This window comes from Spinactinospora alkalitolerans (genome assembly GCF_013408795.1).
GTDB classification, from domain to species: Bacteria; Actinomycetota; Actinomycetes; order Streptosporangiales; family Streptosporangiaceae; genus Spinactinospora; species Spinactinospora alkalitolerans.
The window spans coordinates 325,178-347,236 of record NZ_JACCCC010000001.1 but is presented as its reverse complement, the minus strand read 5'-3'; the positions used below and the strand labels follow the sequence as shown (position 1 = coordinate 347,236).

The 22,059-nt window shown below is 71.8% G+C and carries 19 protein-coding genes; 4 read left to right on the top strand and 15 right to left on the bottom strand.

Annotated features, from left to right (window positions below; translation table 11 throughout):
* Positions 1 to 77: 77 nt before the first annotated feature.
* Positions 78 to 1,532: a gamma-aminobutyraldehyde dehydrogenase gene (locus HDA32_RS01715; RefSeq protein WP_312862998.1), complete on the bottom strand. Its 1,455-nt coding sequence runs from the start codon at positions 1,530 to 1,532 to the stop codon at positions 78 to 80.
* Between the two features lie 242 nt (positions 1,533 to 1,774).
* Here HDA32_RS01715 and HDA32_RS01710 point away from each other — a divergent pair, with 242 nt between their 5' ends.
* The 3 genes from HDA32_RS01710 (at position 1,775) to HDA32_RS01700 (ending at position 4,360) form a co-directional block, all read left to right on the top strand.
* A complete protein-coding gene (locus tag HDA32_RS01710) occupies positions 1,775 to 3,163 on the top strand; it encodes an aspartate aminotransferase family protein (RefSeq protein WP_179641499.1) in 1,389 nt (462 codons plus the stop codon).
* Between the two features lie 26 nt (positions 3,164 to 3,189).
* Complete coding sequence (locus HDA32_RS01705; protein WP_179641498.1) at positions 3,190 to 3,759, top strand: carboxymuconolactone decarboxylase family protein; 570 nt, start codon at positions 3,190 to 3,192, stop codon at positions 3,757 to 3,759.
* 439 nt (positions 3,760 to 4,198) lie between these two features.
* The gene (locus tag HDA32_RS01700) at positions 4,199 to 4,360 is read left to right on the top strand and encodes a hypothetical protein (RefSeq protein ID WP_179641497.1); all 162 of its coding nucleotides are present in this window, start codon (positions 4,199 to 4,201) and stop codon (positions 4,358 to 4,360) included.
* Between the two features lie 17 nt (positions 4,361 to 4,377).
* On the opposite strand, the gene HDA32_RS01695 is transcribed toward HDA32_RS01700, so the two are convergent.
* The 11 genes from HDA32_RS01695 to HDA32_RS01645 form a co-directional block, all read right to left on the bottom strand.
* A complete protein-coding gene (locus HDA32_RS01695) occupies positions 4,378 to 5,148 on the bottom strand; it encodes an alanyl-tRNA editing protein (protein WP_179641496.1) in 771 nt (256 codons plus the stop codon).
* 323 nt (positions 5,149 to 5,471) lie between these two features.
* Positions 5,472 to 6,236, bottom strand: coding sequence for a crotonase/enoyl-CoA hydratase family protein (locus HDA32_RS01690; protein WP_179641495.1), 765 nt, complete (start codon positions 6,234 to 6,236; stop codon positions 5,472 to 5,474).
* A 12-nt stretch (positions 6,237 to 6,248) separates the two neighbouring features.
* Positions 6,249 to 7,022 carry an SDR family NAD(P)-dependent oxidoreductase gene (locus HDA32_RS01685; protein WP_179641494.1) on the bottom strand — a complete coding sequence of 258 codons (774 nt, stop codon included), beginning with the start codon at positions 7,020 to 7,022 and terminating at the stop codon, positions 6,249 to 6,251.
* A 140-nt stretch (positions 7,023 to 7,162) separates the two neighbouring features.
* On the bottom strand, positions 7,163 to 8,029 hold the full coding sequence (locus HDA32_RS01680) for an ATP-binding cassette domain-containing protein (protein WP_179641493.1): 867 nt from the start codon (positions 8,027 to 8,029) through the stop codon (positions 7,163 to 7,165).
* A gap of 5 nt (positions 8,030 to 8,034) precedes the next feature.
* Complete coding sequence (locus tag HDA32_RS01675) at positions 8,035 to 9,102, bottom strand: ABC transporter permease (RefSeq protein WP_179641492.1); 1,068 nt, start codon at positions 9,100 to 9,102, stop codon at positions 8,035 to 8,037.
* A gap of 7 nt (positions 9,103 to 9,109) precedes the next feature.
* A complete protein-coding gene (locus HDA32_RS01670) occupies positions 9,110 to 10,102 on the bottom strand; it encodes a substrate-binding domain-containing protein (protein ID WP_179641491.1) in 993 nt (330 codons plus the stop codon).
* Positions 10,103 to 10,221: 119 nt separating this feature from the next.
* Positions 10,222 to 11,163, bottom strand: a complete 942-nt coding sequence (locus tag HDA32_RS01665) for a TIM barrel protein (protein ID WP_179641490.1) — start codon at positions 11,161 to 11,163, stop codon at positions 10,222 to 10,224.
* A 115-nt stretch (positions 11,164 to 11,278) separates the two neighbouring features.
* The gene (gene iolD, locus HDA32_RS01660; RefSeq protein ID WP_179641489.1) at positions 11,279 to 13,162 is read right to left on the bottom strand and encodes a 3D-(3,5/4)-trihydroxycyclohexane-1,2-dione acylhydrolase (decyclizing); all 1,884 of its coding nucleotides are present in this window, start codon (positions 13,160 to 13,162) and stop codon (positions 11,279 to 11,281) included.
* Positions 13,163 to 13,194: 32 nt separating this feature from the next.
* Entirely contained in the window at positions 13,195 to 14,070 is an 876-nt protein-coding gene (locus tag HDA32_RS01655; RefSeq protein WP_179641488.1) for a Cgl0159 family (beta/alpha)8-fold protein, read from the bottom strand.
* Complete coding sequence (gene iolC / locus HDA32_RS01650) at positions 14,060 to 15,049, bottom strand: 5-dehydro-2-deoxygluconokinase (RefSeq protein WP_376766926.1); 990 nt, start codon at positions 15,047 to 15,049, stop codon at positions 14,060 to 14,062. Before iolC ends, HDA32_RS01655 begins: the two co-directional genes overlap by 11 nt.
* A gap of 93 nt (positions 15,050 to 15,142) precedes the next feature.
* Entirely contained in the window at positions 15,143 to 16,150 is a 1,008-nt protein-coding gene (locus tag HDA32_RS01645; RefSeq protein ID WP_179641487.1) for a Gfo/Idh/MocA family protein, read from the bottom strand.
* Between the two features lie 230 nt (positions 16,151 to 16,380).
* Here HDA32_RS01645 and HDA32_RS01640 point away from each other — a divergent pair, with 230 nt between their 5' ends.
* Positions 16,381 to 17,616 carry a hypothetical protein gene (locus HDA32_RS01640; protein WP_179641486.1) on the top strand — a complete coding sequence of 412 codons (1,236 nt, stop codon included), beginning with the start codon at positions 16,381 to 16,383 and terminating at the stop codon, positions 17,614 to 17,616.
* Positions 17,617 to 17,823: 207 nt separating this feature from the next.
* Here the strand turns inward: HDA32_RS01640 and HDA32_RS01635 are convergent, their stop codons facing one another.
* From HDA32_RS01635 to HDA32_RS01625, 3 genes are all read right to left on the bottom strand, one after another.
* Complete coding sequence (locus tag HDA32_RS01635) at positions 17,824 to 18,900, bottom strand: ROK family glucokinase (RefSeq protein WP_179641485.1); 1,077 nt, start codon at positions 18,898 to 18,900, stop codon at positions 17,824 to 17,826.
* A 196-nt stretch (positions 18,901 to 19,096) separates the two neighbouring features.
* Positions 19,097 to 19,930: a hypothetical protein gene (locus HDA32_RS01630; RefSeq protein ID WP_246334184.1), complete on the bottom strand. Its 834-nt coding sequence runs from the start codon at positions 19,928 to 19,930 to the stop codon at positions 19,097 to 19,099.
* 494 nt (positions 19,931 to 20,424) lie between these two features.
* A complete protein-coding gene (locus tag HDA32_RS01625; RefSeq protein ID WP_376767009.1) occupies positions 20,425 to 21,786 on the bottom strand; it encodes a KamA family radical SAM protein in 1,362 nt (453 codons plus the stop codon).
* Positions 21,787 to 22,059 lie beyond the last annotated feature (273 nt).

Below are 22,059 nucleotides of genomic sequence, written 5' to 3'. Positions count from 1 at the left end.
TCTATCAGTCCTTCGTCACCGGGGAAAGGGCGTCGGTCGCGGCGGGGCCGCGGGTCGCGCCGGTCGTGTCGACGGCGTCAGTCCCGTCCGATGTAGCTCATGACGTGCTTGACGCGGGTGTAGTCCTCCAGGCTGTAGAGCGAGAGGTCCTTGCCGTAGCCGGAGTGCTTGAACCCGCCGTGCGGCATCTCCGCGACGATCGGGATGTGGGTGTTGATCCACACGCAGCCGAAGTCCAGGCGGCGCGACACCCGCAGGGCGCGGGCGTGGTCGCGGGTCCAGACGCTGGAGGCGAGGCCGTAGCGGACCGCGTTGGCCCATTCGACGGCGGTGTCCTCGTCCTCGACGCGCTGGACGGTGATGACCGGGCCGAAGACCTCGTCGGTCACCATCTCGTCGCCCTGGCGCAGGCCGGAGACGACGGTGGGCTGGAAGAAGTAGCCGGCGCCGCCGACCGGGGAGCCGCCGGCCAGCACGGAGGCGTGGCCGGGGGTGCGCTCCAGGAAGCCGCTGACGCGGGCCAGTTGGGCCGCGTTGTTCAGCGGGCCGTAGACGGCGTCGGGGTCGTCGGGGCCGGCGGTCCTGGTCTTGCGGGCCTGCTCGGCCAGCGCGGCGGCGAGGTCGTCGTGGACGCCGGGGGTGGCGATGACCCGGGTCGCGGCGGTGCAGTCCTGGCCGGCGTTGAAGTAGCCGGCTCCGGCGATGCCCTCGGCGGCCTTGGCCACGTCGGCGTCGTCGAAGACGACGACCGGGGCCTTGCCGCCCAGCTCCAGGTGCAGCCGCTTGAGGTCCTTGGATCCGGCCTGGGCGACCTCGAGGCCGGCGCGGGTGGAGCCGGTCAGCGAGATCAGTCGCGGCACCGGGTGGTCGACGAGCGCGCGGCCGGTGTCGCGGTCGCCGGTGACCACGTTGAACACGCCCGGCGGCAGGAACTCCGCCGCGATCTCGGCGAGCAGCAGGGTCGAGGCGGGAGTGGTGTCGGAGGGCTTGAGGACGATGGTGTCGCCCGCCGCCAGCGCCGGACCGATCTTCCAGGCCGCCATCGCCATCGGGTAGTTCCACGGCGTGATCTGGCCGACGACGCCGATGGGCTCGCGGCGGATCCAGGAGGTGTGGTCGGCCATGTACTCGCCGGCCGCCTTGCCCTCCAGGGTGCGCGCGGCACCGGCGAAGAACCGCAGGGCGTCGGTGACCTGCCAGATCTCCTCGTCCTTGGTGGTCTGGACGGGTTTGCCGCAGTTCTCGACCTCGGCGGCGGCGAGTTCGTCGGCGCGCTCGTCGACGGCGTCGGCGAATTTGTTCAGCGCGATCTGCCGCTCGGCGGGGGTTGAGTCGCGCCAGCCGTTCTCGAAGGCGTCGGAGGCCGCGGCGAAGGCGTTGTCGAGGTCGGCGGCACCGGAGACCGGCGCCTCGGCGAACGCCTCTCCCGTCGCGGGGTCGATGATCTCGGCGGTGCGGCCGTCGACGGCGTCGGCGTAGTCGCCGCCGATGAAGTTGCGCAGGCGGCGGAGCTGACCGGGCTGGCTTGGCACGTTGCCGTCTCTCCTTTTCGAGTGGGCGGTCGAGTGAGGCAGCGCACAGTGTCGCTGAGCCGACCCTGACAGACGATGAAACATCGCACAAGGGATTCCGTTGTAAAGATCCTGTTTCGCCACCGATACTTGACACATCGGAGAGAAGTGCGACTATTTCACTGGGTAGACCATGCGGTCCCCACATCGGGTCGACCGGAGAGGGTCCCCGAGTCGCGACCACCAGCCCCAGGGGGAGCCAAGTGACAGCGCAGTCAGGTACCGGGTTCACGGCGGGTGAACTGCAGCAGGCGGCAAAGGGCCACCTGTGGATGCACTTCACGGAGATGGCGGCGTACAAGGACGCCGACGTCCCGGTGATCACCCGGGGCGAGGGCGCCTACGTCTACGACTCGAAGGGCAGGCGCTACCTCGACGGCCTCGCCGGCCTCTTCGTCTCCCAGGTCGGCCACGGCCGCACCGAGATCGCCGACGCCATCGCCGAGCAGGCCAGGGAGCTGGCCTACTTCCCCATCTGGACCTACGCCCACCCCAAGGCGATCGAACTGGCCGACCGCATCGCCGGCCTGGCGCCCGGCGACCTCAACCGGGTCTTCTTCACCACCAGCGGCTCCGAGGCCGTGGAGTCGGCGTGGAAGCTGGCCCGCCAGTACTTCAAGGCCGTCGGGCAGCCCGCCCGGCACAAGGTGATCAGCCGCAGGATCGCCTACCACGGCACCACCATGGGCGCGCTGTCGATCACCGGCCTGCAGGACCTCAAGACCCCGTTCGAGCCGCTGGTCCCCAGCACCGTCCAGGTGCCCAACACCAACATCTACCGCGCCCCCGTGCACGGCGACGACCCCGAGGCCTTCGGCCGCTGGGCCGCCGACCAGATCGAGGAGGCGATCCTGTTCAACGGCCCGGAGACGATCGCAGCGGTCTATGTGGAGCCGGTGCAGAACTCCGGCGGCTGTTTCCCGCCGCCGCCCGGGTACCTCCGGCGCGTCCGCGAGATCTGCGACCGCCACGGCGTCCTCATGGTCTCCGACGAGGTCATCTGCGCCTTCGGCCGACTGGGCGAGTACTTCGGCGCGCAGCGGTTCGGCTACCTGCCCGACATGATCACCTTCGCCAAGGGCGCGACCTCCGGCTACGTCCCGCTCGGCGGCATGATCGCCCGCGAACGGCTGATGGAGCCGTTCCAGGAGAAGGGCAGCGCGTTCGCGCACGGCATCACCTTCGCCGGCCACCCGGTCGCCTCGGCGGCCGCGCTGGCGAACCTGGACGTCTTCGAGAAGGAGGACCTCTTGGGCAACGTGCGCAGGAACGCCCCGGCGTTCCGCGCCACCCTGGAGAAGCTGCTCGACCTGCCGATCGTCGGCGACGTCCGCGGCGACGGCTACTTCTACGGCATCGAGCTGGTGAAGGACAAGGAGACCAAGGAGACCTTCACCGCCGAGGAGTCCCACCACCTGCTCAAGGGCTTCCTGTCCACCGCGCTGTTCGACGCGGGCCTGGTCTGCCGCGCCGACGACCGCGGCGAGCCCGTCATCCAGCTCTCCCCGCCGCTGATCTGCGGCCAGGAGCAGTTCGACGAGATCGAGCACATCCTGCGCAACGTCCTCACCGAGGCGTGGAAGCGGCTCTAGCGGCGGTCCCGGGGTAGAAATGGGGGATGCGGCACGGACGGCTTCCTTGGTACTCCCCCGGCGAGCTCAGCGGGGAGCAGCGCGCGATCTATGACGGGGTGCTGGCCAAGTACGGCCCGGAGCCCCCGTTCCCGCTGACCGACGACGAGGGGCGGCTGCACGGCCCGTTCAACGCGATGCTCGCCGCGCCCGGTGTGGGCGCGGCGCTGCAGCGGCTGAGCGCGGCCGTGGGGAGCCGGACGTCGCTGTCACCGCGGGTGCGCGAGATCGTCATCCTCACCGTGGCCGCGGCCAGGGGAAGCGCGTTCGAATGGTCGGCGCACCGCAGGGTGGCCGCCACGGCGGGCCTGGCCGACGAGGAGATCCTGGCGCTGGGCTCCCAGGCGACCCCGGACTCCTTCGACGAAGCCGACAACGCCGCCCTCGACTTCACCCGGGCCCTGCTGCGCGACCAGGACGCCGACGACGCCCTGTACACGCGGGCCGACCGCCACTTCGGCGAACCGGGCGTCGTCGAACTGGTCACCCTGATCGGCTACTACGACCTCCTCGCCACTTTGCTGCGCGTCCTGCGCGTCCCCGCCCCGGAGGAGTAGGACAACGGCCGATCCGGTGGCGGCCGCGCACAGGCCGGACAAGTGTCCGTTCTGCGGTGGTCCTCTCGTCGATCTCGGCCTTATCCGGCCTAAAAGCGCTGCAATAACCCTCACAAGGTCAAGATCGGCGCGGAAGGAGCGCGGCGAGCTCTGAAAACAGTTGGCGGGGGGCGTCCTCCTCCCGCCTAGGTTGACGGGAGAGGGCCGGGATTGTCTCCAGGCCCTGCCTGATCCCTGCGGGCCTGATGAGGCTGTTGTCAGCGCGCCAGCGCTGACGGCGGCCCGCCACGTCACCGGCGGTGAATGGAGGACTGCGACCACGGCCTTAACCCCCATCGGCGATCCAGGGGGCAGGCTCGTACCCGACCCGAGGCGGAGGAACGACGGTGAGAGCCCTCATCTGCGGTGCGGGTATCGCGGTCTGGCCCTGGCGTGGTGGATGGCGCTGGCCGGTGCGCACGCGCTGGCCGACGAACTCCGCGGTGACGGCGGCGTCCCCGCCGCACTCGGACGCTACGAGGCGCGCGTCAGGCCCGTCGTGCAGCAGAGGCAGGCCGAGAGCCGCGACACCGCCGACACGTTCGTCCCCGCCGTGTCCTGACGCGCCCGCCTCCCCGGTCACCCCGGCAGGACCTCCAGGCGGACGCGCTTGTTGCCCTTGCCCTTCGACTCGGTGCCGGTGACCGCGACCCGGCCGACGTCGGCGGTGCTGGCGACGTGCGTGCCGCCGTCGGCCTGCTTGTCCAGGCCGACGATGTCGATCACCCGCAGCGGGTCGATCTCCTTGGGGATCAGGTTCGCCGAGGTGCGGATCAGCGCGGGGTCGAGGTCGGACTCGCTGCGCTCGACGAAGTCCACGACGACCTCCCGCGCCCGCTCGATCTCCTCGTTGATCCGCCGCTCGATCCGCCGGCCGATGTCGGTGGAGATGCTGTCGAACGGGAAGTCCAGGCGCCCCTTCCCCGGGTCCATGTTCCCGCCGCTGACCGGGATCCTGTACTCCGACCAGATCACCCCGGACAGGATGTGCAGGGCGGTGTGGGTGCGCATGAGCAGGTGGCGCCGGTCCCAGTCGATCTCCCCGAACAGCTCGGTCCCCTCGGAAGGCATCTCCGCGGTGTCGAGCCAGTGCCAGATGCGCCCGGCCTCCCGCTTGACCCTGGTGACCTGGGCGCTCCCGCCGTCCCAGCGGAGTTCTCCGAGGTCGTAGGGCTGGCCGCCGCCCTGCGGGTAGAACGCCGTCCTGGCCAGCGCGACGCGGCCGCCCTCCCGGTCGACCTCCAGCACGGTGCTGTCGAAGGACCTGAGGTAGGCGTCGACGGCGAACAGCTCGGTCCGGGCGACGTCCTCGGGCGCACCCGCTGGAGTCTTGTTACCGGGAACTGCCATGGCTGATCAGCACTCCTTGGTTCGCGGGCGTCGGACGGAAGGCGTCCGTCGCGGACGATGCAGGCGATGCCGTCAGCGTAACCGGCGTCACACCCTTCTCCTCGTCCCGGCTCGCCTTCACACGCCCCCACGCAGCAGAACGCGGTGCCGCGCGATCGCGCGGCACCGCGTCGTCCGGTACGTCGGAAGCCCGGAGGGCTATCGGGTTCTGACTGCTGCGTTCGCGGGGCGAAGTGGGGCTTTCATGATTCGGACGCACTGTGCCGCCGGCGCTGCGCGCACTGCGGCAGCCGACCTCCTCCTGAACCGCGCCCTGGAACCCTCTACTCGCCCTTCCAGTTCGGCTTGCGCTTCTCGGCGAAGGCAGCCGCCCCCTCCATCGCGTCGTGGCTGGTGAAGATCGGGCCGATGATCTCGTTCTGCCGGTCCCACTGCTCGGCGCCGGACCAGTCGTCGGCCTCGGCCATCACCCGCTTGGACGCCGCGACGGCCAGCGGGGCGTTCGCCGCGATCCGCGCCGCGAGCGTCTTCGCGGCCTCCAGCGCGCCACCGCTCGGCGCGACCTGGTTGACCAGGCCGAGCTCGGCCATCCGGGCGGCCTCGACGAAGTCGCCGGTCAGGGCGAGCTCCAGGGCGATGTTGCGCGGGATGCGGTGCTGCAGCCGCAGCAGGCCCCCGGCGCCTGCCACCAGGCCGCGCTTGGCCTCGGGGATGCCGAACCTGGCGTCCTCGGCCGCCACCACCAGGTCGCTGGCGAGCACCACCTCGAACCCGCCAGCCAGGGCGTAGCCCTCGACGGCCGCGATCAGCGGCTTGCGCGGCGGGCGTTCCACGAAGCCCGCGAACCCGCGGCCCTCGATGTGCGGCACCTCGCCCTTCATGAACGCCTTGAGGTCCATCCCCGCGCAGAACGTGCCGCCCGCGCCGGTGATGACGCCGACCGTCAGGTCCGCGCGGGAGTCCAGGTCGTCCAGCGCCTCGGCGACTCCCTTGGCCACGGCGGCGTTGACCGCGTTCTTGGCCTGGGGCCGGTTGATCGTGATGACGGCGACGCCGTCCTCGGTCGTGTAGAGCACCTCATCGGACACGGAAAAAGCCCCCTACTTCGGCTGCATGCGCAGGCCGCCGTCGATGCGGACGACCTCGGCGTTGACGTAGCTGATCTCCACCAGCGCGCGGACCAGCCTCCCGAACTCCCCCGCGGTGCCCAGGCGCTTGGGGAACGGCACCGGCGCGGCCAGGCGCTCCTTGAACGCCTCGGAGTCCGGGCCCTGCCCGTAGATGGGGGTGTCCAGGATGCCGGGGGCGATGGTGTTGACCCGGACGCCGATGGCCGCGAGGTCGCGCGCCGCCGGGACCGTCATGCCGATGATCCCGCCCTTGGACGAGGAGTAGGCGATCTGACCGATCTGCCCCTCGATCCCGGCCAGGGACGCGGTGTTGACGATCGCGCCGCGCTCGCCGTCGGCGTTGACCGGCTCGGTCTTGGCCATCGCGGCGGCGGCCAGGCGCACCACGTTGAACGTGCCGATCAGGTTGACGTCGATGACCTTCTTGTAGGAGGCCAGGTCGTGCGGTGCGCCGTCGCGGTTGACCGTGCGGGTGGCCCAGCCGATGCCGGCGCACGACACCGCGACGCGCAGCGGTCTGCCGGTGTCGACGGCTGCCTGGACGGCTGCCTCGACCTGGTTCTCGTCGGAGACGTCGGTGGACACGAAGACGCCGCCGACCTCCTTGGCCAGCGCCTCGCCGCGTTCGGCGTTGAGGTCGGCGATGACGACGGTCGCACCGGCCGAAGCCAGCTCTTTGACCGTGGCCTCACCCAGTCCGCTCGCGCCGCCGGAAACGAGGGCGGCTACTCCATTCAGCTCCATGAGCGGCACTCTACAGACTCGGATCCACCACGACTAGAACGGGGTTCGGTTCAGTGTCGCGCCCGGTGCCGCCGGTCCCGACGGCGCCGATCCCCGCGGTCATCGTGCCGTGATCCTCCCGGTCATCGTGTCCGTCCCTCCTAGGACTCCCTGGGCGCGGGGGCGTGCAGCGGGGCCACCTGCGGGGACTCCGTCCGTTCGAGCTCGTGCTTCAGGGTGTCGAGTTCGGCGCCGCCGGACATGTGGTGGGTGAGGTCCTCCAGGTCGAGCTCGGCACGGGGGGCGTCGAGCTCCACCCGGCCCAGCTTGAGCACCGCGAAGTGGTCGCCGACCATGAACGCGTGGTGCGGGTTGTGGGTGATGAAGACGACGCCGAGGCCGGCGCCGCGCGCCGCGGCGATGTACTTGAGCACCACCCCGGACTGCTTGACGCCGAGCGCGGCGGTCGGCTCGTCCAGGATCAGCACGCGCGCGCCGAAGTAGACCGCCCGCGCGATCGCGACGACCTGCCGCTGGCCGCCGGAGAGGTTGCCGACGGGCTGCTCGATGTCGGGCAGGTCGATGCCCATCTTCTTCAGCTCCTCGTCGGTGATCGCGCGCATCCTGCGCACGTCGAGCCGCCGGAACGGCCGCGGCCCGGTGCGCAGCTCCGAACCGAGGAAGAAGTTGCGCCACACCGGCATCAGCGGCACCATCGCCAGGTCCTGGTAGACGGTGGCGATCCCGAGGTCGAGGGCCTCGCGCGGGGAGGACAACCGCACCTCCGCGCCGTCGACGACGTAGGCCCCCGTGTCGTGGGCGTACAGGCCGGCGACGATCTTGATCAGCGTGGACTTGCCCGCGCCGTTGTCGCCGAGGATGCAGGTGACCTGTCCGGCGCTGACCGACAGGGTCACCCCCGCCAGCGCCGTGATGTTGCCGAAGTTCTTGCCGACGCCGTCCAGCCGGATGATCGGCCGGGCCGGGGCGTCCCCGTTCTCGGGTGCCGCCGTGGTCGTCTCCGTCATCGCCCTCACCTCCTACTGGTCTGGCGCCGGACCCACGCGTTGATCAGGGTGGCCAGCAGCAGCATCGCCCCGACGAAGAACATCAGCCAGTTGTTGTCCCAGCCCGCGTAGACGATGCCCTGCTTGGTCATGCCGTAGATGAACGCGCCGATGGCCGCGCCGACGGCGGTGCCGTAGCCGCCGGTGAGCAGGCAGCCGCCGATGACCGCCGCCATGATGTAGAGCAGCTCGTTGCCGACGCCCTCGCCGGACTGCACGGTGTTGAACGCGAACAGCAGGTGCATCCCGCTGAACCAGGCCGCGAAGCCCACGGTCATGAACAGGCCGATCTTGACCTTGTGCACCGGGACGCCGACCGCGCGGGCGCTGTCGGCGCTGCCGCCGACGGCGTAGATCCAGTTGCCGATCCTGGTGCGCAGCAGCACCCAGGTCGCGACGGCGACGAACAGCAGCCACCACAGCACGGTGACCCGCACGGTGAAGCCGCCGACCTGGAAGCTTGAGGCGAAGACCAGCCGCGCCGAGGCGAACCCGTCCATGTCGGAGATGCTGTCGGTCGCCACGCCCCCGGTGATCAGCTTGGTCATGGCGACGTTGAGGCCCTGCAGCATCAGGAACGTGGACAGCGTCACCAGGAAGCTGGGGATCCTGGTGCGGATCAGCAGCCAGCCGTTGGCGAATCCCACCGACAGCGAGAACAGCAGCGCCATGCCGACGCCGACCCAGACGTTCAGCGACAACTGGAAGGCGAACATGGCCGCGGTGAGCGCCGAGGTGATCACCGCGACGCCGGCGGACAGGTCGAACTCGCCGCCGATCATCAGCAGGGCGACGGCCACCGCCATGATGCCGATCGTCGAGCTCGCGTACAGCACCGTGGAGAACGAGGCCGCCTGCCGGAACGGCTCGGCCACCGCGTAGAACACGATGAACACGGCGACGGCGCCCAGCAGCGAGCCGACCTCCGGCCGGGCGAGGAACAGCCGCAGGAGCGAGCGCCGGGCGACCTGGGTGGGCGGCTGCCCGGGGCCGTCGCCCGGGGCGGCCTCCGGCGCGGTCAGTGTCCGGGTCATGACGGACTCACCGGGTTCCCTTCTCCGCGTAGGCCGCGACGTCGTCGATGTTGTCCTGGTCGACGAAGCTGGGGCCGGTCAGCACGGGTTCGGTGCCGCCGCCGGAGACGTTGCCGTTGGTGCTGTACAGCCACAGGCCGTCCACGGCCAGGTAGCCCTGCAGGTAGGGCTGCTGGTCGACGGCCCACTCGACGTCGCCGCTCTGGATGGCGCCGACCAGCTCCTCGTTGGTGTCGAAGGTGGCCACGGCGGCCTCGCTGCCGGCCTCGGCGACCGAGTCGATCGCGGTCATCGCGAACGGGGCGCCCAGCGTGGCGACGTAGTCGATCTCGGAGTCCTCCTGCAGCTTGGAGGTGATGCTCGACCGCACGTCCGGCATGTTCTGGCCGTCGACGTAGAGCGTCTCCGACTCGCCGTCGAACTCCTCGGCCAGCGAGGAGCACCGGGTCTCCAGCGCGACGTGGCCCTGCTCATGGATCACGCACAGCGCCTTCTGCGCGTCGACCTCGTTCAGCCGCTCGCCGAAGGCGGTCCCCGCGAGGTGCTCGTCGGTGCCGAAGTACTCCAGCAGGCCCATGTCCTCCCAGTGGTCGATGCCGGCGTTGAGGCCGACCACCGGGATGCCGGCATCGGCGGCCCTGCCGACCACCGACTCCAGCGCGTCGGGCTTGGCCAGGGTGACGGCGATGCCGTCGACGTCCTGGTCGACGGCGTTCTGCACCAGGTTGGCCTGGTTGCCCGCCTCGGGGTCGGAGGAGTAGACCAGCTCGACGTTGTCCTTGGCCGCCGCGGCCTCGGCGCCGCTGCGCACCAGGTCCCAGAAAGTGTCGCCGGGCGCGGCGTGGGTGACCATCGCGATGGTCAGGCGCGGGGTGTCGGCCGCCCCGCCGCCCCCGGCCTCCTGCTCCTGGCGGCCGCCTTCGGAGCTGCACGCGGTGAGCGCCAGGACCGCGCTCGCCGTGAGCGCGAACGGGATGGAGATTCTGCGGTTGCGGATCATTGGTGGTGCCTCTCAGCGGTCTAAGAGCGGGGAATGGGAGTCCTCGTGGTCTTTTCCGCCCTCCGGGATGCGGCGGGTCATGGGGTGGACGTGGTGGCGGGGCGCGGCCGGCGGCCGCCTCACCCCTGTTGGTGGCGGGCGCCCAGGCCGCAGCCGCTGAGATACCTGCGGGTGCGGACCGCGATCGGCAGCGGGACGTCGGGCTCGCACGGGTAGAGGTCCTGCTCGACGACCACGAACAGCCGCGCGTCGACCTCGTTCAGCGCGTCGATCACCGAGGCGGGGTCGGGCACGCCCGCGGGCGGCTCGACGCACACGCCGCGCTTGACCGCCTCGCCGAAGGAGAGGTTCTCCTCGGCGACGGCCCCGAGCACGTCGGGGTCCATCTGCTTGATGTGGACGTAGTCGACGCGCTCGGCGTAACGGTGGATCAGGCCGACGGCGTCGCCGCCCCCGTAGGCGACGTGCCCGGTGTCCAGGCACAGCGAGACGTGGTCGGGGTCGGTGCCGTCGAGGAGCCGCTCGATCTCCGGCTGGGTCTGGACGTGGCTGTCGGCGTGCGGGTGCAGGCAGAGCCGGACGTCGTAGTCGTTGAGCAGGATCTTGCCGAGCTCGTCGGCCGCGCTGTTGAGCGTGGCCAGGCCCTCGGCGTCCAGCCGCGGCGGTTCCAGGTACTCGCCGGTCTTCTCGTCGCGGAACAGCGGCGGGATGAACACCAGGTGGTGCGCCCCCACGGCGGCGGTCAGCTCGGCGACTCTGCGCGTGATGGCCAGTGTCCGCTCCCACTCGTGCGCGCGGTGCAGCGCGCCGAACACGGTGCCGCCGGAGACCTTCAGGCCGCGCCGGCCCACCTCGTCGGCCAACCGCGCGGGGTCGGTGGGCAGGTAGCCGTAGGGGCCCAGCTCCAGCCAGGAGTACCCGGCCTCCACCAGTTCGTCGAGGAACCGGTTCCACGGGAGCTGGTGCTCGTCGTCGGGGAACCAGACGCCCCACGAGTCGGGCGCCGAGCCCAGGACCAGCTTGTCCGTCGCCGGTGTGGGGACCGCGGGGGTGGTGGTCATGGTGTGCTGCCCTTCCTGGAGAGGATCCGCTCGGTTCTTTCGTCGGCGGCCGGGGTGGCGGCCCCGTCGGTCCGGTGCCGGATGGTCCGCACTTCGGTGCCTCCTACGGGACGCGTCACAGGTAGTGGCGCTGGGATCGCTTGGAATCGGCGTAGGCCGTGCGGGCGGCCCTGGTGCCGTCCAGCTCCGACACCTCGCTCACCGGAACGTCCCACCAGGCGTGCGACGGCGGGCCGGGCGCGTGCGGGTCGGTCTCGACGTGCACCACGGTGGTGCGGGTGGCCGCCTTGGCCTTCTCGACGGCGGCGCGGAACTCCGCCACGCCGTCGGCCCTGATCACCTGGGCGCCGAGGCTGGCGGCGTTGGCGGCCAGGTCCACGGGCAGCACGTCGCCGTCGAAGTCGCCGCTGCCGGGGTCGCGGTAGCGGTAGCGGGTGCCGAACCGCTGGGAGCCGAGGGACTCCGACAGCGAGCCGATCGAGGCGAACCCGTGGTTCTGCACCACGACGATGACGACCTTGAGCCCCTCGGCGACCATGGTGACGATCTCCTGGGCCATCATCAGGTAGGAGCCGTCGCCGACCAGGACGAACACCTCGCGGTCCGGGACGGCCATCTTCACCCCGACCCCCGCGGCCACCTCGTAGCCCATGCAGGAGTAGCCGTACTCGACGTGGTAGGCCTTCGGGTCGGTCGAGCGCCACAGCTTCTGCAGGTCGCCGGGCATGCTGCCGGCCGCGTTGATCACCACGTCGCGCTCGCCGACGAGGTCGTTGAGGGCGCCGAGCACGGCGGTCTGCGCGGGCGGCGGCCCGTGCTCGACGGTGCGGCAGGCATCGGCGATCCGGGTCCACTCGGCCACCAGCTCACCGATGCGGGCCCGGTGGACCGGCTCCACCTCCCAGCCGGCCAGCGCGGCCCCGAGCGCCTCCAGTCCGGTGCGGGCGTCGGCGACCAGCGGGACGGCCGCGTGCTTGACCGCGTCCAGCCGCGCCACGTTGAGGTTGACGAACCGGACGCCGGGATCGGCGAAGACGGTGTGGCTGGCGGTGGTGAAGTCGCTGTAGCGGGTGCCGATGCCCAGGACCACGTCGGCGCCGCGGGCCAGCTCGTTGGCCGCCGACGTGCCGGTGGAGCCGATCCCGCCGACCGCGCACGGGTGGTCCCAGGGCAGCGCGCCCTTGCCCGCCTGGGTCTCGGCCACCGCAACGCCCGTGGCCTCGGCGAACGCGCGCAGTGCCCCGGTGGCGCCGGAGTAGACGACGCCGCCGCCGGCGACGATCAGCGGCGCCCTCGCGCCGCGCAGCGCCTCGACGGCGCGCTCCAGAGCGGCCGGCTCCGGCACCGGGCGGCCCACGTGCCACACCCTGCGGCGGAAGAACTCCACCGGCCAGTCGTGCGCCTCCGCCTGCACGTCCTGCGGCAGGCACAGCGTCACCGCGCCGGTCTCGACCGGATCGGTGAGCACCCGCATCGCGGCCAGGGCCGCAGGGACCAACTGCTCGGGGCGGTCGATCCGGTCCCAGTACCTCGACACCGGGCGGAACGCGTCGTTGACCGAGACGTCCTGGCTGCGGCCGTCCTCCAACTGCTGCAGCACCGGGTCGGGCGCCCGGGTGGCGAAGACGTCGCTGGGCAGCAGCAGCACCGGGATCCGGTTGACGGTGGCCAGCGCCGCGCCGGTGACCATGTTGGTCGACCCCGGCCCGATCGAGGCGGTGCAGGCGAAGGTCTGCAGCCGGTCGCGCATCCGCGCGAACCCGACCGAGGCGTGCACCATGCCCTGCTCGTTGCGGGCGAGGTGGTAGGGCAGGTCGGCATCACCGGTGCGGGCGGCCTGGAGCAGGGCCTGGCCGACGCCCGCCACGTTGCCGTGGCCGAAGATGCCCCAGGCGCCGGCGATCAGCCGCCGCTCGACGCCGTCGCGCTCGGTGTACTGGGCGGCCAGGAAGCGCACCAGCGCCTGTGCGGTGGTCAGGCGGACGGTCGCTGGACTCACGTCGCTCACTTCTCCCTCTCGATCCTTCGCGGTCACAGCAGGCCCGCGGCCGTGTCGACGGCCGAGACGACGTCGTCGTCCTCGGGGTAGAGCAGGGATCTGCCGACGACCAGGCCCTTCACCGTCGGCAGCTTCAGGGCCCTGCCCCAGTTGGCGAACGCGGCCTCGGGGTCGGCGGGGACCTCGCCGCCGAGCAGCAGGGCCGGCAGCGTGGACGCGGCCATCACCCGCTCCATCTCCTCCACCACCGGCACCTTCAGCCAGGTGTAGGCCGATGCGCCGCCCAGGCCGGAGGCGATGGCGATCGCCCTGGTCATGGCGTCGGGGGACAGGTCGTTCTTGATCGCACCGTCGATGCGGTGCGAGACGAACGGCTCGACCATGGCGATGAGCCTGGCGGCGTTGAGCTCGTTGACGGCCGCGGCGCAGGCGCCGAGGGTCGGCGCGGTCCGGTCGTCGTCGTAGTCGATGCGCAGCAGCATCTTGCCCCCGCCGAAGCCCATCGCGGCGATGGCGGCGGCGTCGTAGGCGGTGAAGCGGTCGTCCATCTCGAAGGAGGCGCCGGCCAGCCCGCCGCGGTTCATCGAGCCGAAGACGGTCTTGCCGTCGAGGGCGCCGAGCAGCAGCAGGTCTTCAAGGATGTCGGCGGTGGCGAGGACACCGGTGACGCCGGGGCGCGACAGCGCGGTGCACAGGCGGTCGAGCAGATCGGCGCGGTCGGCCATGGCCATCGGGCGGCCGCCCGACCGCAGCGCCCCGCGCGCCGGATGGTCGGCGGCGATGATCATCGCCCTGCCGTTCTCGCCGACCGGCGAGGCGGCCCGGACCCTCCCGGCGGCGGCCTCGGCGATGGCGCCCGGGTTGTGCACGCGGATGTCGACGATCTCGCGCAGCCGCTCAACCGGCATCGCTCACCCCGCTCAGCCTGGCCTCGACCTCGTCGCCGGTGGGCATGGCGTCGGAGCAGGACAGCCGGGAGGCGACGATCGCGCCGGCGGCGTTGGCGAAGCGCATGGTCCGCTCGGTATCCCAGCCGGACAGCAGGCCGTGGCAGAGCGCGCCGCCGAAGGCGTCGCCGGCCCCGAGGCCGTTGACCACCTCGACCGGCACCGGCGGGACCTCGACCTCGCCGGAGCCGTCCACGGCGAGCACCCCCTTGGGGCCCTGCTTGACGACCGCCAGGTCGACGCCCTGGTCGCGCAGGGCGCCGGCGGCGGCCCTCGGCTCGGAGACGCCGACGGCGGTCTCGCACTCGTCCAGGTTGCCCACCGCGACGGTCACGTGCGGCAGCGCCCGCCGCACCCACGCGCGGGCCTGCTCGCGGGAGTCCCAGAACATCGGGCGGTAGTCCAGGTCAAGGACGGTGATGCCGCCCTTGGCCCTGGCCCGCAGCGCCTCAAGGGTCGCGGTGCGGCTCGGCTCCTGGCACAGGCCGGTGCCGGTGACCCAGAAGACGTCGGCGGCCCTGATCGCGTCGAGGTCGAGCTCTTCGAGGTGGATCTCCAGGTCGGGGGCCTTGGGCAGCCGGTAGAAGTACAGCGGGAAGTCGTCGGGTGGGAGGATCTCGCAGAACGTCACCGGGGTCGGCAGTCCGGCCACGCCGGAGACGAACCGGTCGTCCACGCCGTAGCCGGTCAGCGCCGCGTGCACGAACCGGCCGAACGGATCCTCGCCGGTGCGGGTGACGACGGCCGAACGGCGGCCGAAGCGGGCGGCGGCGACCGCGACGTTGGTCGGGCTGCCGCCGAGGAACTTGCCGAACGACCGCACCTCGTCCAGACCGACGCCGACCTGCTCCGGGTAGATGTCGACGCCCACGCGGCCCATGGTGACGACCTCGAAGCGGTCATCGGAGCGCGGCGGGCGCTCGCCGGTTCGCACCTTCACACCTCCGTCGGTTTTCGTCGGTTTTCGTCGATGGTGCTCCCGTCCGCCGTGCCCGCCGGGCGGCGGGCCCCTTCTCCCCCGAGGAGCGGGCGGTCATCGGCCCGGCCGGAGGTCGGCCGGGCGCACCGGTCGCCCCTCGCGCATGGAGCGGTCGGCGGCCTCGGCGATCAGCACGGCCTCCAGCGCGTCGGCGACGGTGCAGGGGCTCTCGCCGGAGCCCTTGACCATGTCGAGGAAGGCGACGATCTCCGCGTGGTAGGCGGGGGTGAACCGCGCCCAGAAGTTCGGCCACGCGGCGCCCGCGGGGAAGTCGACGCCGGTCTCGGCCGAGGTGAGCGGCGCGTGCTCGTCCAGGCCCACCGCGATGGTGCCCAGGGAGCCTGCGAGCTCCATGCGCACGTCGTAGCCCGCGCCGTTGTAGCGCGACCCCTGCAGGGTGACCAGCGTGCCGTCGTCGAGGCGCAGCACGGCCGCGGAGTTGTCCACGTCGCCGGCCTCGGCGAAGAACGCCGCGCCCCGGTTGCTGCCCAGCGCGTGGACCTCCACGACCTCGCGGCCGGTGACCCAGCGCAGGACGTCGAAGTCGTGCACGTGGCAGTCGCGGAAGATGCCGCCGGAGGCGGGGATGTAGGACGGGTGCGGCGGTTCGGGGTCGGCCGTGATCACGTGCACGCGGTGCAGCTCGCCGAGCTCGCCGTCCAGCAGGGCCGCGCGGGCGCGGGCGTATCCGGCGTCGAAGCGGCGCTGGAAGCCGATGTGCACCGGCACCCCCGAGCGCTCGACCTCGGCGAGGACCTCGACCGTTCCGGCGACGTCGGGCGCCACCGGCTTCTCGCAGAAGACCGGGATGCCGGCGCGTACACCGGCGGTGATGAGACCGGGGTGCGCGGTGGTCGCCGCGGTGACGACCAGGCCGTCCACCGCGCCGGGGGCGGTCAGCTCATCGGCGGACGCGACGGCGGCCCCGAGGCCGGCAGCCACCGAGCGGACGCGGTCGGCGTCGGCGTCGGCCAGCACCAGTTCCGTGACCTCGGGCCGGGCCGCCACGGCGGCGGCGTGCGAGGCGCCGATCCGCCCGGTACCGATGAGACCGATCCGCATGCGTCCTCCAAAAGGCGTCGGCGTCCCGGACCACGCGGGACTGTTCCGTGCGTCACATCCGATGAAGAAGTTTGTACGCCGAACCGGAAGACCGTGTCAAGACTTTGTCTAGACATAATGACGTCGTGATCTGACTGGTCGGGGGCCGTCCGGGCGCCGATCGGGAACCGGGAGAAGGCCGGACGGGTCAAAAGGTGTCCGTCCACGTCACGCAGTGCAGAAGGAGCCCCATGACCGGCAGCGCGTTCCCCGGCGAGAGCGCCGGGTACCTGATCCCCAACGACGACGTCCTCGGCCACGCCCTGATCGAGGCCTTCGCCGAACAGGAGGTCCGGGCCGGTCTCAGCGGTCCGACGAGCGTCCTGGTCGAGGTCCCCGACGACCGGCCGCTGACCCTGGACGTCACACCGGTCCGCGAGCAGGCCCGGACGATCGCGCTCGAAGACATGAGCACCGAACTGCCCCCGCTGATCCGCGGCTTCGTGCGGGGGGTGATCCGCTCATGCCGCCGCGGCGGCGTCCGCATCGGGACGCACTATCCCCTGCCCGACGACGACGCCGCCGGGCACGCCCTGCTCCGGGCGTTCGCCGACGCGGGGACCGCCGCGGTCTTCACCGACCCGGTGAACCTGCGGATCCCGCTCCCCGAAGGGGAGCACGTCACGGCCGACACCGGGCGGTTCCGCACGCAGGCCGACGCCGCCCTCCCCGGAGAGCTCCCCGAGCTCGCGCGGGCCTTCGCCGAGCAGGAGCTGGAGGTGTTCGCCCGCAGGGAGAGGCGGCGCACCGACCTCGGGGACACGCTGGACCGGCTGCGGCTGCGCGTCTACTCGGAGGAGGCCATGGAGCCCCGGTTCAGGGAGCAGTTCCTCACCCGGGAGCTCGCTCCGGGGCTGCGGGAGACGGTGGTCGCCGACTACCCCGACTCCATCTCGCCCCTGGAGCGCAGTGCCGCGGACGGCCACGGCGTCTCCGACGACCAGGTCTTCCTGCGCGCGATCGAGGCGGCGATCGAGGCGGAGCCGGTCGACACCGAGGTCATGGAGCTGCGCGACGTTCCGCTGCTGCACATCACGGGCCGGCACCGCTACGTGGGCGCGCACGTCCACGTCCTGGCCCGCCACCTCGGCTCGGCCTCCCGCGAGCACGGCGCCCTGGTCGCCTTCCCCATCCCCGAGCTGCTCCTGGTCCACCGGATCGGCGCCGCCCACGTCATCCACGCCCTGGAGACCATGCAGGACCTGGCCGCCCGGCACGCCGAGGTCGGCCACAAGGCGATCTCCGCGCAGATCTACTGGTGGCGGCCCGGGGAGCACGAGCGGCTCGACGAGAACCGGGCACCCGAACCCGGCCGCGCGCCCCGCCTGGAACCGGTGCGGATGGAGGTGGACCACGAGGCCAAGAGCATCGCGCTGCACTCCTCCGACGACTTCAGCCGGATGGTGGCGGAGCTGACCGGCATGTGATCCCGGGGCCTGCCTTGACCGCAGGGGGCTGTGGAACTCAACCCGAGGACGCAAGCCCGCGGTGACCGGGCGACGGTGCACGCCGCCCCCAACCCCAGAGGGTCGTGAAACCTCAACCCCAGGGGGTCGAGGTGGAAGGGACCCACTCGCGCGCCCACTCCATCCCGGGGCCGGCCTTCACTCCTCCTGGACTGAGGTTCAAACCCCTCAGGGGGCGAGCCTCCTTCGGAACCCTCTGGCGCCGCGGCGGGTGGACGGGCGGTTGAGCCTGGTCTGGCGGCGGCCCTGGCGCCACCGGGGCAGGGTGTCGCGCGCCAGGTCGGCGGCGCCGATCAGGCCGGCCTCGTTGCCGAGCGCCGCGGGCACGACCCGGGCCTCCGGCCGGTAGCCGCGGCCGGTGAGGTTGCGCCGGAACGCCGTGCGCGCCGGGCCGAGCAGCAGGTCGCCGGCTTCGGAGACGCCGCCGCCGATGATGAACAGCTCCGGGTCGAAGGCCGCCGCGAGGTTGGCCAGGCCGATGCCGAGCCAGGTGCCGGCGTCCTCCAGCAGCTCGATACTGGCCCGGTCGCCCTCGCGAGCCAGGCCGCTGACCAGCGGGCCGGTGATCTGCGCCGGATCGCCGTCCACCGCCTGGATCAGCCTGCGCGCCACCGGCGAGTCGGCCGCAGCCAGCTCGCGCGCGTCGCGGGTCACCGCGTTGCCGCTGGCGTACTGCTCCCAGCACCCGCGGTTGCCGCACTCGCAGCGGTGGCCGCCCGGCACGATCGTCATGTGCCCGAACTCCCCGACGAGGCCGTGGCGGCCCCGGTGCAGCATCCCGTCGACGACCACGGCACCGCCGATGCCGGTGCCGAGGTTGACCACGACCACGTCGGCGGCGTCCCGGCCGGCGCCCACGCACACCTCGGCCCACGCCGAGGCGTTGGCGTCGTTCTCCACCACGACGGGCAGCCCCAGCCGGTCCCGCAGCGCGTCGCGCAGCGGCTCGTTGCGCCAGGCGAGGTGCGGCGCGAACAGCACGGTGGCCCGCTGCTCGTCGACGAACCCGGCCGCGCCCACGCCGACGGCGTTGACCGGATGGTCGCGCCGCAGCTCCTCGACGACCCCGGCGATGGTGTCCTCGACGACCTTCGGGCTCTTGCTCCTGTCGGGCGTCTCGGTCCGCAGCCGGGCCAGCACCCGGCCCGCCGGGGTGACCACCCCGGCGGCCACCTTGGTCCCGCCGATGTCGATGCCGATGGTGAGTCCGCGCTGGTACAGCCCAACACCTTTGGAAAATGCCATAGCCGAGACAATCTATCGAGCTTTGACCGCCGAGTTCGCGGGGCGAGGCGGCTTCCCAGGCGCGGAACCGCTGTGCCGCCGGCGCTACGCGCACTGCGGCGGCCAACCCCCGCACACATCCGATCGCCGAATATCAATGATCGACCTGCGATGAGGGCGTCGGCCAGGTCCGCGCCGCGCGGCGGTGCGGACCGGGTCAGCGCCGCGCGCCGTGCGCCGGCGCGGCGGGCTCCGGCACGCCCGCGGGGACGGCCGGCAGCTCGATCGGCCCCTCCGGGACGAGGTCGTGCCGGCCGGCGATCAGCTCCTGCACCCGGATCTTCGCGCGGATCATCGGCCGGCGCAGCCACTGGTCCCGCCGCACGGCCAGCTCCAGCTTCCGCGAGCCCGCGGGGTAGTGCCAGCGTGCCCACGGCGATCCGGGAACGGCCAGCCGCACCGCGGCCACCACCGAGACCACCGGCACGAAGACGCCGGTGATCCCGGTCCAGATCTTGCCCTTGAGCAGGCTGACCACCGACCCGGCCAGGTTCACCAGGATCAGCGCGGCCAGCCAGGCGCGCACCGCCCCGCCCCCGGGCCCGGCCTCGCGCAGCTCCTCCCAGCCGAACGGCCGGATGCCGGTGAGGAGCAGCCCGGTGAGGGCGATCGCGACGAAGACCGCGTCGACGGAGGTGCGCCCCTGCTCGGTCCAGTACACGTCGCGCAGGTGCAGGATCAGCGCGAACTCGTCCAGCACCAGCGCGGCCCCGAACCCGAACAGCGCCGCCGTGGCGGCGATGGGCCAGCCCTCCCGGTCGGTGATGAGCAGTCCGGCCACGCCGCCGGTCAGCATGAACGCCACCCCGAACACCACGTGGTGGATGTGCAGCCCGCCTGGTCTGACGTTGCCCGGCCACCAGCGGACCCTGGCCCGGATCATCCGGACGCTGAGGCGGATCAGCAGGAACCCGAGGACGAACGCGACGAAGAAGCTGAACAGCGGCAACCGCCCCGTGCCGACGACGTGGGCCACGAACCATTCGGCCATGCGTGTCTCTTCCCGCGCCGCACCGTCCGGCGCGGCGGCTTCACGTGTGCGTCAGCCATCGGCCGACGGTCAACACCTCGTCCGCGCTCGATTATGCCGCCGCGAACACCCCCGCCGATCCACCCCGCCACCGCGGACCGGGCTCCTGCGGGGGTGTGAGAACGACCACGCCACCGGGCGGCCCCGGCCGGGAGGGCGGGGCCGCCCGGATGAGGGCTGGATCGTTGATGGGGAGGGGGCGGGGATCGTCTCCAGGCCCTGCCGGACCACTGCGAGCCTGGTGGGGCTGTTGTCAGCGCGCAGCGTCCGGCGACGCGAAAGGGCGCGGGACTCCCGCCGCTCAAGGCCCCGGCCGCCCGTGGCGGGCGACCGGCACGGGCGGATACGGCGTGACCTTTCGCACCGCCGGTGCCGGCGCGCTGACGGCAGCCTTCCCCACGTCATGCGGTGGTGCACGGAGGGCCGGGGCCACACCTCCGATTCCCACCGACGACCTAAAGGACGGCGGGGTCCTCCACCAGGTCCGAGGCGTCGGCCGGGGGCGGCGTCTCGTAGGGGAAGTGGGTGGCGCCCAGCCCCGGTTCGAGGTCGAACAGCCAGGTGGCCTTCTCGTCGTACTTGGCGAAGAAGGGCTTGGCGACCAGTTCGGGGTCGCGGGCCTGCAGGAAGCGCAGGACGAACAGCTTCTCGCCCCCGACCTCGGTCACGCCGTCGACGCAGACCTTGCCGGGCGTGGCCGACATGGACGGGCCGCGTACGGTGCGGGCCAGGCCCGAGACGTTCTTGTAGGCGTCGCGGAAGATGTCGTAGGCGCGGGCCAGCGGCACGGCGAAGTAGTCCTGCGGGCCGGTGTCGCGCTCGACGAACATGTAGTACGGGACCATGCCGTGGCGGACGTGCGTGCGCCACATGCTCTCCCAGACCGTCGGATCGTCGTTGATCGTGCGGATCAGCGGCGCCTGGGTGCGGATGACCGCGCCGGTGTCGCGGACCCGCCGGACGGCCTCCCGTACCAGGTCCGGCGCCATCTCGGCGGGGTGCGAGAAGTGCGCCATGAACGCGAGGTTCTTGCCCGAGGCGACGACCTTCTCGAACAGCCGCAGCGTGTCGTCGGCGTCGGGGTCGGTGACGAAGCGCTGCGGCCAGTAGGCCAGCGACTTGGTGCCGATCCGGATCGACTCCAGGGTCTCGACCTTGAGCAGCGGCTCGATGTAGCGGGCGAGGACGCCACCGCCCATGATCATCGGGTCGCCGCCGGTCAGCAGCACGCTGGTGACCTCGGGGTGGTGGTGCAGGTAGTCGACGAGGTGGTCGATCTCACTGGAGGCGAACTTCAGGTCGGGCTCGCCGACGAATTGGGCCCAGCGGAAGCAGTACGTGCAGTAGGCGTGGCAGGTCTGGCCCTGCTTGGGGAAGAACAGGACGGTCTCGGCGTACTTGTGCTGCACGCCCTCGAGGGGGTCCTCCGGGCCGAGCTTGGGGACGTTGAGATCCATCTGCCCGGCCGGGTGCGGGTTCAGGCGCGCCCGCACCTCGTTGGCCGCCTGGTTGATCTCCTTCTTGGGCGCGTCCTTGCGCAGTAGATCGGCGATCCTGGCGACGTCCTCCTTCGGCAGCATGTCCGCCTGGGGGAAGGTCAACCGGTAGATCGGATCGTCGGGAGCGGCGGCCCAGTCGATCAGCTCGTCGACGACGTAGCTGTTGACCCGGAACGGCAGCACCGTGGCCACCGCGCGGGCCGCGAGGCGTTCGTCCTCGGCGAGCCCTGCACGGGCCGTGAACTCGTCCAGGTGTTTCGCCGTGTAGGCACGGAACCGACGTCCGGCGGACGGGGACAGTGCCGCTTCGTGCGTCAAGCTCACGCGTCTCCTTTCAAGTGACCAGAGGCCGTCCGCCGGTCAGCGGGCGGCCGCGGCCCCGCGGCCGCGCGTTTTCACACAGCCGAGAGCCACCCATAACGTGAACGGTGTGGTTGCAAGCGTCGGCCCGAGGAGTGACCGACTCCCGGGCCGAGCGACGGGTATACCCGATCTTGGGGGATTCTTACCCATTTTGTGGAATTCACGCTCTGACCTGCCCGTTTCAAGGGGGCGCCGACACGGCGCCCCGCACTCGGCGTAGCCTTGCGC